Origin of the sequence: Pseudomonas sp. B8(2017), assembly GCF_002113575.1 — a bacterium.
GTDB lineage: Bacteria > Pseudomonadota > Gammaproteobacteria > Pseudomonadales > Pseudomonadaceae > Aquipseudomonas > Aquipseudomonas putida_Z.
Genome location: NZ_NEIO01000004.1, coordinates 333,110 through 341,342 on the forward strand (window position 1 = coordinate 333,110; position 8,233 = coordinate 341,342).

At 64.1% G+C, this 8,233-nt stretch carries 8 protein-coding genes; 5 read left to right on the forward strand and 3 right to left on the reverse strand.

All coding sequences use genetic code 11. The features are described 5' to 3' along the window. Nucleotides 1-7 precede the first annotated feature (7 nt). Together purN and purM are read right to left on the reverse strand one after the other, a co-directional pair. Complete coding sequence (gene purN / locus CAG22_RS09595; RefSeq protein ID WP_085705360.1) at nt 8-661, reverse strand: phosphoribosylglycinamide formyltransferase; 654 nt, start codon at nt 659-661, stop codon at nt 8-10. After that, a complete protein-coding gene (purM, locus tag CAG22_RS09600; RefSeq protein WP_085593182.1) occupies nt 661-1,719 on the reverse strand; it encodes a phosphoribosylformylglycinamidine cyclo-ligase in 1,059 nt (352 codons plus the stop codon). The genes purN and purM overlap by 1 nt, the downstream gene beginning before the upstream one ends. Nucleotides 1,720-2,058: 339 nt before the next feature. Here purM and CAG22_RS09605 point away from each other — a divergent pair, with 339 nt between their 5' ends. The 5 genes from CAG22_RS09605 (at nt 2,059) to CAG22_RS09625 (ending at nt 6,657) form a co-directional block, all read left to right on the forward strand. After that, complete coding sequence (locus tag CAG22_RS09605; RefSeq protein ID WP_085705363.1) at nt 2,059-3,117, forward strand: DUF2066 domain-containing protein; 1,059 nt, start codon at nt 2,059-2,061, stop codon at nt 3,115-3,117. 12 nt (nt 3,118-3,129) lie between these two features. Further along, nucleotides 3,130-4,203 carry an AI-2E family transporter gene (locus CAG22_RS09610; protein ID WP_025338019.1) on the forward strand — a complete coding sequence of 358 codons (1,074 nt, stop codon included), beginning with the start codon at nt 3,130-3,132 and terminating at the stop codon, nt 4,201-4,203. A gap of 294 nt (nt 4,204-4,497) precedes the next feature. Further along, nucleotides 4,498-5,205 carry a DnaA regulatory inactivator Hda gene (gene hda / locus CAG22_RS09615; RefSeq protein ID WP_015269238.1) on the forward strand — a complete coding sequence of 236 codons (708 nt, stop codon included), beginning with the start codon at nt 4,498-4,500 and terminating at the stop codon, nt 5,203-5,205. A gap of 125 nt (nt 5,206-5,330) precedes the next feature. Beyond that, nucleotides 5,331-5,984 (forward strand): C40 family peptidase, encoded by a 654-nt coding sequence (locus tag CAG22_RS09620; RefSeq protein WP_085692871.1) that lies wholly within the window; start codon nt 5,331-5,333, stop codon nt 5,982-5,984. A gap of 139 nt (nt 5,985-6,123) precedes the next feature. Then, a complete protein-coding gene (locus CAG22_RS09625) occupies nt 6,124-6,657 on the forward strand; it encodes a C40 family peptidase (protein WP_013971371.1) in 534 nt (177 codons plus the stop codon). On the opposite strand, the gene CAG22_RS09630 is transcribed toward CAG22_RS09625, so the two are convergent. After that, the gene (locus CAG22_RS09630; protein ID WP_085705365.1) at nt 6,623-7,969 is read right to left on the reverse strand and encodes a sorbosone dehydrogenase family protein; all 1,347 of its coding nucleotides are present in this window, start codon (nt 7,967-7,969) and stop codon (nt 6,623-6,625) included. The two genes, CAG22_RS09625 and CAG22_RS09630, sit on opposite strands and share 35 nt — an antisense overlap. Nucleotides 7,970-8,233: the final 264 nt, after the last annotated feature.

Below are 8,233 nucleotides of genomic sequence, written 5' to 3' on the forward strand. Positions count from 1 at the left end.
AATTCTCCTAGGATCGAATCAAGTGACCGCTGGCCGCCAGGGGCTGGCCATCCAGTAATGCACCCTGTTCGCCAAGGCGCAAGCGCCCTTCGGCGAACCAGCGCACCGCCAGCGGGTAGATCAGGTGTTCCTGGCGGTGTACCCGCTGGGCCAGGCTTTCGACGGTGTCGTCAGACGCCACCGGTACCACAGCCTGTACGACCAGTGGGCCGCCATCGAGTTCCTCAGTCACGAAGTGTACGCTGCAGCCGTGCTCGGCGTCGCCTGCCTCCAGCGCCCGGCGGTGGGTATGCAGGCCCTTGTACTTGGGCAGCAGCGACGGGTGGATGTTGAGCAGGCGGCCCTGGTAGTGGCGCACGAAGTCGCCACTGAGGATGCGCATGAAACCGGCCAGCACCACCAGGTCCGGGGCGAAAGCGTCGATACGCGCCATCAGCGCGGCATCGAAGGCTTCACGGCCGTCGAACTGGGTGTGCTCGAGCACGACGCTGTCGATGCCGGCCGCCGCGGCGCGTTGCAGGCCGTAGGCATCGGTGCGGTTGGAAACCACCGCACGGATGCGCACCGGGCTGTCCTGGCCTTGGCAGCTGTCGATCAGGGCTTGCAGGTTGCTGCCGGAGCCCGACAGCAGTACCACTACATTGCAGGTCTTGCTTGGCATCAGTGTGCCTTGAGGTTCTGCAGCTCGACCTGGGCAGCGCCCTCGGCGGCTTCGGCGATGTGGCCGATCACCCATGGCTGCTCGCCAGCGGCGCGCAGTTCGTTCAGGGCAGCTTCTACCTGATCCTGAGCCACGCAGATGACCATGCCGACGCCGCAGTTCAGCACGCGGTGCATTTCATGCTCGTCGACGTTGCCTTTTGCCTGCAGGAAGTCGAACACCGCCGGGCGCTGCCAGCTGGCCACGTCGATGACCGCCTGGGCGTTGGCCGGCAGTACGCGCGGGATGTTGTCCAGCAGGCCGCCACCGGTGATGTGGGCCATGGCCTTGACCGCGCCGGTGTTCTTGATCAGTTGCAGCAGCGGCTTGACGTAGATGCGGGTCGGCGCCATCAGCAGGTCGGTCAGCGGCTTGCCGTCCAGCTGGGTGTTCTCGATGTCGGTGGCGGACACTTCGAGGATCTTGCGGATCAGCGAGTAGCCGTTGGAGTGCGGGCCCGAGGACGGCAGGGCGATCAGTGCGTCGCCGGTGGCAACCTTGGAGCCGTCGATGATCTCGGCCTTTTCCACCACGCCGACGCAGAAGCCGGCCAGGTCGTAGTCTTCGCCTTCGTACATGCCAGGCATTTCGGCGGTTTCACCACCGACCAGCGAGCAGCCGGCCAGTTCGCAACCGGCACCGATGCCGGTGACCACGGTGGCGGCCACGTCGACGTTCAGTTTGCCGGTGGCATAGTAGTCGAGGAAGAACAGCGGCTCGGCGCCGCACACTACCAGGTCGTTGACGCACATGGCGACCAAGTCCTGGCCGATGCTGTCGTGCTTGTTCAGGTTCAGTGCCAGGCGCAGCTTGGTGCCGACGCCGTCGGTGCCGGAGACCAGCACCGGCTGCTTGTAGCCGGCCGGGATCTCGCAGAGGGCGCCGAAGCCGCCCAGGCCACCCATGACTTCAGGGCGTGCGGTGCGTTTTGCCACGCCCTTGATGCGTTCGACCAGTGCTTCGCCGGCGTCGATGTCTACACCGGCGTCCTTGTAGCTCAGGGAGGGTTGCTTGCTCATTGATCCAGGCCTTTAGGAGGGAGGGATTCTTAAAAACGACCATGACGGCCAAGGCCGGCTGGTAAGCGGCGGCTGCCTGAAACGTCAGTGGTCTGTGAAGGCGCGCGATTTTATCAGGGTTGCCGGGCAGCGGCCATCCTCAGGCCGACGGGCAGGTGCCGAAAGCATTAAAAAACATCCTTTCACGGGCCGCGACTGGTTGCCGCGCGGGTGGCTGTATAAGGTATAGGAAAGGTGGCAGGCAGAAATGCCCGGTGCCACGGAGCATTTCTTGCCCGTGGCGGTCACAGCCTGCAGGCAGCGCCCCGTCGCTCCATGTGTTCTGGACAGGAATCCTCCATGCGTCTCTTCAATATTCTGGCAGTCGGTTGCCTGGCCCTGATCTCGGCCACTGCCCAGGCTGAAAGTGTCTCCGGCCTGTACCAGGTGCGCGAACCGGTATCCGGGCAGGGCGCCGAAGCCCGTGCCGCGGCTACCGCCCAGGCCCTCGATACCCTGGTAACGCGCCTGACCGGCGACCCCAAGGCAGCGCAAAGCCCGGCATTGGCCGGGCTGCGCAAGGACCCGCAGCAAATCATCAACCAGGTCGCCAGCGAAGCCGGGCCACCCGAGTCGGTGCTGGTCGAGTTCGACCCTGGCAGTACCGAACGGGCCTTGCGCAAGGCCGGCCTGGCCTTGTGGGGCAGCAACCGCCCCTCGATCCTCGGCTGGTGGCTGAACGACAGTGCCGAAGGCAGCAACCTGGTCGGTGATGGCCAGGCCAGCGCCCAACCCCTGCGCCGTGCCGCCCAGCACCGTGGCCTGCCGTTGCGCCTGCCGCTGGCCGATCTGCAGGAGCAACTGGTGGCCAATGCCGAGCAGATCGAAGGCAGTGACCCTGCGGCGCTGCGCGAAGCCTCAGGGCGCTACGGCGCCGATGCCTTGCTGGCGGTGCATGCCCGGGAAGCCGACGGCAAGTGGCAGGGCAAATGGCAGCTGTGGCTGGGCGACCAGCGTGAACAAGGCACTGCCGAAGGTGCCGACCCGGCAGCACTGGCCGACGCCGTGATGCTGGCGCTCAGCAGCCGCCTGGCGCCGCGCTACGTCACCCGCCCGGGCGCCAGCAGCCAGTTGCAGGTGCAAGTGCAGGGGATGAACCTACAGCGCTACGCCGAGCTGGCCCGCGTGCTCGAACCCTTTGGCCCGCGCCTGCAGATGGCCGAAGGCAGCACCCTGACCTACGGTGTGACCGCCAACCGCGAACAGCTGCGCGCCCAGCTTGGCCTGGCCAAGCTGCAGGAAGTGCCGGTAGAGCAGGCGCCCGCTGTGCAGCCCCCTCCAGCTCCGGCAGACGCTGGGCAACCAGTGCCGGCCCAGCCAGCACCCAAGCCGTTCGACGGTTTGCGTTTTCGCTGGTAAGGGGAGCACACCGTGACCGACGTACGTCGTTGGATCTGGCTGGGCGTTGCCCTGCTGGTCGCCGTGCTGCTTTACAGCCTGCACAACATTCTTACCCCGTTCCTGGTCGGCATCCTGCTGGCCTACCTGGCCGACCCGCTGGTCGACCGCCTGGAGCGCCTGGGGCTGTCGCGCACCTGGGGCGTGGTGGTGGTTTTCGGCCTGTTCACCTTGCTGTTGCTGGCCTTGCTGCTGGTATTGGTGCCGCTGCTGGCCAAGCAGCTGGTGCGCCTGTACGAACTGGCGCCGCAGATGCTCGACTGGCTCGAGCACGTGGCGTTGCCCTGGGTGCAGAGCCGCCTGGGCCTGGCTGACGGCTTCTGGAAGTTCGACAAGATCAAGGCCGCCATCGGCACGCACATGGGCCAGACCACCGATATCGTCGGTGTGCTGCTGTCCCATGCCACCGCATCGAGCCTGGCGCTGATGGCCTGGCTGGCCAACATGGTGCTGATCCCGGTGGTGGGTTTCTATCTGCTGCGTGACTGGGACCTGATGATGGCCAAGCTGCGTGGCCTGTTGCCGCGCCATCGTGAGCCGCAAGTGATGGGCCTGGCGGGCGAATGCCATGAAGTGCTGGGGGCGTTCGTGCGCGGGCAATTGATGGTGATGGTGGCCCTGGGCATCATCTATTCGGCCGGGCTGATGCTGGTGGGGCTGGAACTGGGGCTGCTGATCGGCATGCTCGCCGGGCTGGCTGCCATTGTGCCGTACATGGGCTTCATCATAGGTATCGGCGCGGCCTTGGTGGCTGGCCTGTTCCAGTTCGGTGGCGACCTGTACCCGATGCTGGGCATCGTCGCGGTGTTCATGGTCGGGCAGGCGCTGGAAGGCATGGTGCTGACCCCGCTGCTGGTCGGTGACCGTATCGGCCTGCACCCGGTGGCGGTGATTTTCGCGATCCTGGCCGGCGGTGAGCTGTTCGGCTTTACCGGGGTGTTGCTGGCGTTGCCGGTGGCGGCGGTGATCATGGTGCTGCTGCGGCATGTACATGACCTGTACAAGGAATCGGACATGTATGCCGGGGATATCGACCCGGAGTTGTGATCCCGGGGCCGCCTTGATGCCGGCCAGTTAAGAAAATTGGGGCCGCGTTGCGGCCCTTCGCGGGCTTGCCCGCTCCCACAGGTGTGTCGCTGAGGCCATGATTTACGCGCCCCCTGTGGAAGCGGGCAAGCCCGCGAAGGGCTGCAAAGCAGCCCCAAAACAGCCAAAAAAAGCGCAACTCGTTGATTTTACTTGTACTATCCGCTGCCGTGATTGTGCGCCCCGCGTTGCGGGTATAGACTTTGCACATTGTTCACCAAAGGCCCCCTGCGGTCCTGTCGACCGCCCGCGAGCATGAAACCACCGATCCAGTTGCCCCTGGGTGTGCGCCTGCGCGATGACGCCACCTTCATCAACTACTATCCGGGCGCCAATGCTGCGGCATTGGGCTACGTCGAGCGGCTATGCGAAGCCGACGCCGGCTGGACCGAGAGCCTTATCTACCTGTGGGGCAAGCAAGGTGTTGGCCGTACCCACCTGCTACAGGCCGCCACCCACCGCTTCCAGCAACGCGGCGAGCCAGCCGTCTACCTGCCACTGGCGCAATTGCTCGATCGTGGCGTAGAGCTGCTCGACTACCTGGCTCAGTACGAACTGGTGTGCATCGACGACCTGCACGTGATCGCCGGCAAGGCTGACTGGGAAGAGGCCATGTTCCACCTGTTCAACCGCCTGCGCGACAGCGGCCGGCGCCTGCTGCTGGCTGCCTCGGCATCGCCGCGCGAACTGCCGATCAAGCTGCCGGACCTGAAGTCGCGGCTGACCCTGGCCCTGGTGTTCCAGATGCGTGGCCTGTCCGACGAAGACAAGCTGCGTGCCCTGCAACTGCGTGCTTCGCGCCGTGGCCTGCACCTTACCGACGAAGTCGGTCACTTCATCCTCACCCGCGGCGCACGCAGCATGAGTGCGTTGTTCGACCTGCTCGAACGTCTCGACCAGGCCTCGTTGCAGGCACAACGCAAGCTCACCATCCCGTTCCTCAAGGAAACCCTGGGTTGGTAACCCCGAAAACGCTGGGCCAGAGCGGCAAAACAAAAAAGTCACATCTTTTTCGATAAAATTTGCAAATGGCCATGATAGAGGGCATAGTTTCACCCTTCTAAAGGATTACAGACACGGTCGTGCCCATGCTGAAGCGCTTCGCACCCCTCGTGCCACTCGCACTCGTGACCCTGCTTTTTGGCTGCGCGGCCCAAGGCCCAGCTTCTCATTCAGAGTTGCAGCCCCAGGATCACTCCCCGATCGCCGCACAATCGGCGTTCAAGGCCAAAGCCTCGTCCTCGTCGGTATTCGGCGAGCCGGAAGAGCTGGCCACCGAAGATGACCTGGAGGCTTTCTCCAGCAGCAAGCCTTACCAGTTGCCAGCTCTGGCTGACAGCATTCTCGAGCGCGGCATGTCGCTGATCGGCACCCGCTACCGCTTCGGTGGTACCTCGGAGAAGTCCGGCTTCGACTGCAGTGGTTTCATCGGCTACCTGTTCCGCGAAGAGGCGGGCGTGACCCTGCCGCGTTCCACGCGTGAAATGATCAACGTCGATGCCCCGAAAGTGGCCCGCAACAAGCTCAAGCCAGGTGACCTGCTGTTCTTCAGCACCAATGGTCGCGGCCGCGTCAGCCATGCCGGCATCTACCTGGGTGACAACCAGTTCATCCACTCCAGCAGCCGCCGCAGTGGTGGCGTGCGCATCGACAGCCTCGGTGACCGCTACTGGAGCAAGACCTTCATCGAAGCCAAGCGTGCCTTGGCCATGGCGCCGACCACCAATATTGCGCGCAACTGATAGCAAAATGATATATCCTGCCGCGGCGGCGATGCTTTGAAAAAAGCTCGCCGCCGTGCGCATTTATAGAAAGCGTCTAATCTAAATTCTCAATTCTTTTCGGCTGCGGCCCAGCGGACTCAGACAGGATGTTCTGGCCATGGTAAAGATGGCGCGCTTCGCATTTCTCTCCTTGGCAGCCTTGCTGGCTGCCTGCTCCAGCCGTGCGCCTGCGCCGGCCCCTGTGGTACAGCCGCAGGTAACCTATAGCCAGCCCAGCCCTTCGCCGATTGCCGATGACGTGCTGATGCGTGCTATCGGCCTGGTGGGCACGCCTTATCGCTGGGGCGGCAACACACCGGACTCCGGTTTCGATTGCAGTGGCCTGATCAAGTACGTCTACCGTGATGCTGCCGGCATCAGCCTGCCGCGTTCGACGCGTGAGATGATCGTCATGCGCGCGCCAACCGTGGATGCCAAGTCGCTGCAGTCCGGTGACCTGGTGTTCTTCGCCACCAGTGGCGGCTCGCAGGTCAGCCATGCTGGCATTTATGTGGGGGAAGGGCGCTTCGTGCATGCACCCTCCAGCGGCGGCACGGTGCGCCTTGACTACCTGTCCAACAGCTACTGGGCCAAGGCTTACCTCCAGGCCAAGCGCGTCATTCCGCAAGGGCATCTGGCGCAGAACCCTTGAGGACAGGCGGGGCTTTGCTCACCCGCCAGACCACATTGCCGACATCATCGGCTACCAGCACGCCGCCACGCCCGTCGGTGATTATGCCGACCGGGCGCCCTTGGGCCTTGCCATGCTCATCCAGAAAACCGGTAAGCAGGTCCACTGGCTTGCCCGAAGGTTTTCCTGACGGGTCGAACGGCACGAAAATCACCTTGTAGCCACTGTGCGGCTTGCGGTTCCAAGACCCGTGCTGGCCCACGAATGCCCCTTGTTCGAAGGGCGGTGGTAGCCCATTCGGTTCGGCGAATGCCAGCCCCAGCGATGCCGTGTGTGGGCCCACGGCGTAGTCGGGCACCAGCGCCTGGGCTACTTTTTCAGGCGCTGGCGGTTGCACGCGCTCGTCCACGTGGCGGCCGTAGTAGCTATAGGGCCAGCCATAGAAACCGCCGTCCTTCACGGAAGTGATGTAGTCCGGTACCAGATCGCTACCGATCTCGTCACGCTCGTTGACTGCCGTCCACAACGTACTGCTGTGCGGCTCCCAGGCCAGGCCGTTAGGGTTGCGCAGGCCGGTGGCGAACAGGCGGGGCTGGCCACTGGCGGGGTCCACTTCCCAGATTGCGGCGCGCCCCTGTTCCTTGTCCATACCGTTTTCGCCTACGTTGCTGTTGGAGCCGACCGTCACGAAAAGCTTCTTGCCATCGGGGCTGGCGATGACGTTCTTGGTCCAGTGGTGGTTGAGCGGCCCGCCTGGCAACTCGACTACCGGCTGGCCTTCATTGCGAATTTGCATGGCACCGGGCTCGTAGTGAAAGCGCAGCAGCCTGTCGGTGTTGGCGACGTAGAGGTCCTTGCCGACCAGGGCCATGCCGAACGGTGAGTTGAGCTCTTCGATGAAGGTCGTGCGGATTTCAGCTACGCCGTCGTGGTCGGCATCACGTAGCAGGGTAATGCGGTTGGCGCTGGGCACACCTGCACCTGCCCGCTTCATCACCTTCTTCATGACCCAACCGCGCAGGCCCTTGCCATCTTCGGGTTTGGGCGGGGCATTGGTTTCAGCTACCAGCACGTCGCCGTTGGGCAGCAGGTATAGCCAGCGAGGGTGGTCGAGCCCGGTGGCGAACGCTTTCACCTGAGTGCCTGGTGCTGCTTCGGGCTTGGCGTCCTGCGGCCAGCCCACTGCCGGGGCGATATTCACGGTGGGGAGGGTGGTCTTGACCGGAGCAGGCAGCTGGGGGGTTGGCCCACTGCCGTCGAGTACATTCAGCAGGGCGGTTTCGCCGCAGGCAGTCAGGCTGGCAGCCAATAACCAAGGCATCAGGTGTTTCATGGGCGGGCATCCTCCTAAGAAGGCCTATGGAACTGAGAGGTCGGCGACGTTCGCCGGGTTCCCGGGAACCATCCAACTGCCGTTGCCGTTGCCGTTGCTTTTGCTTCTAAGCGCGCGATAGTTCAGGCGCCGCCGATTGCGACTTCAGGAGGCCGAGCGAAGGGACTGCGGAGGGAGGTGACGGGCATGGATGCCCGTCAAGCGCTGAGGCCCCATGGATGGGGCCTGCAGCGCGTACTCCCGGGAGCAGGCCCGTAGCGAGGG

Bases quoted from the DNA above. Each gene is read 5' to 3' on its own strand.
- purN (WP_085705360.1), bottom strand. From the start codon at position 661: ATGCCAAGCAAGACCTGCAATGTAGTGGTACTGCTGTCGGGCTCCGGC.
- purM (WP_085593182.1), bottom strand. From the start codon at position 1,719: ATGAGCAAGCAACCCTCCCTGAGCTACAAGGACGCCGGTGTAGACATC.
- CAG22_RS09605 (WP_085705363.1), top strand. From the start codon at position 2,059: ATGCGTCTCTTCAATATTCTGGCAGTCGGTTGCCTGGCCCTGATCTCG.
- hda (WP_015269238.1), top strand. From the start codon at position 4,498: ATGAAACCACCGATCCAGTTGCCCCTGGGTGTGCGCCTGCGCGATGAC.
- CAG22_RS09620 (WP_085692871.1), top strand. From the start codon at position 5,331: ATGCTGAAGCGCTTCGCACCCCTCGTGCCACTCGCACTCGTGACCCTG.
- CAG22_RS09625 (WP_013971371.1), top strand. From the start codon at position 6,124: ATGGTAAAGATGGCGCGCTTCGCATTTCTCTCCTTGGCAGCCTTGCTG.
- CAG22_RS09630 (WP_085705365.1), bottom strand. From the start codon at position 7,969: ATGAAACACCTGATGCCTTGGTTATTGGCTGCCAGCCTGACTGCCTGC.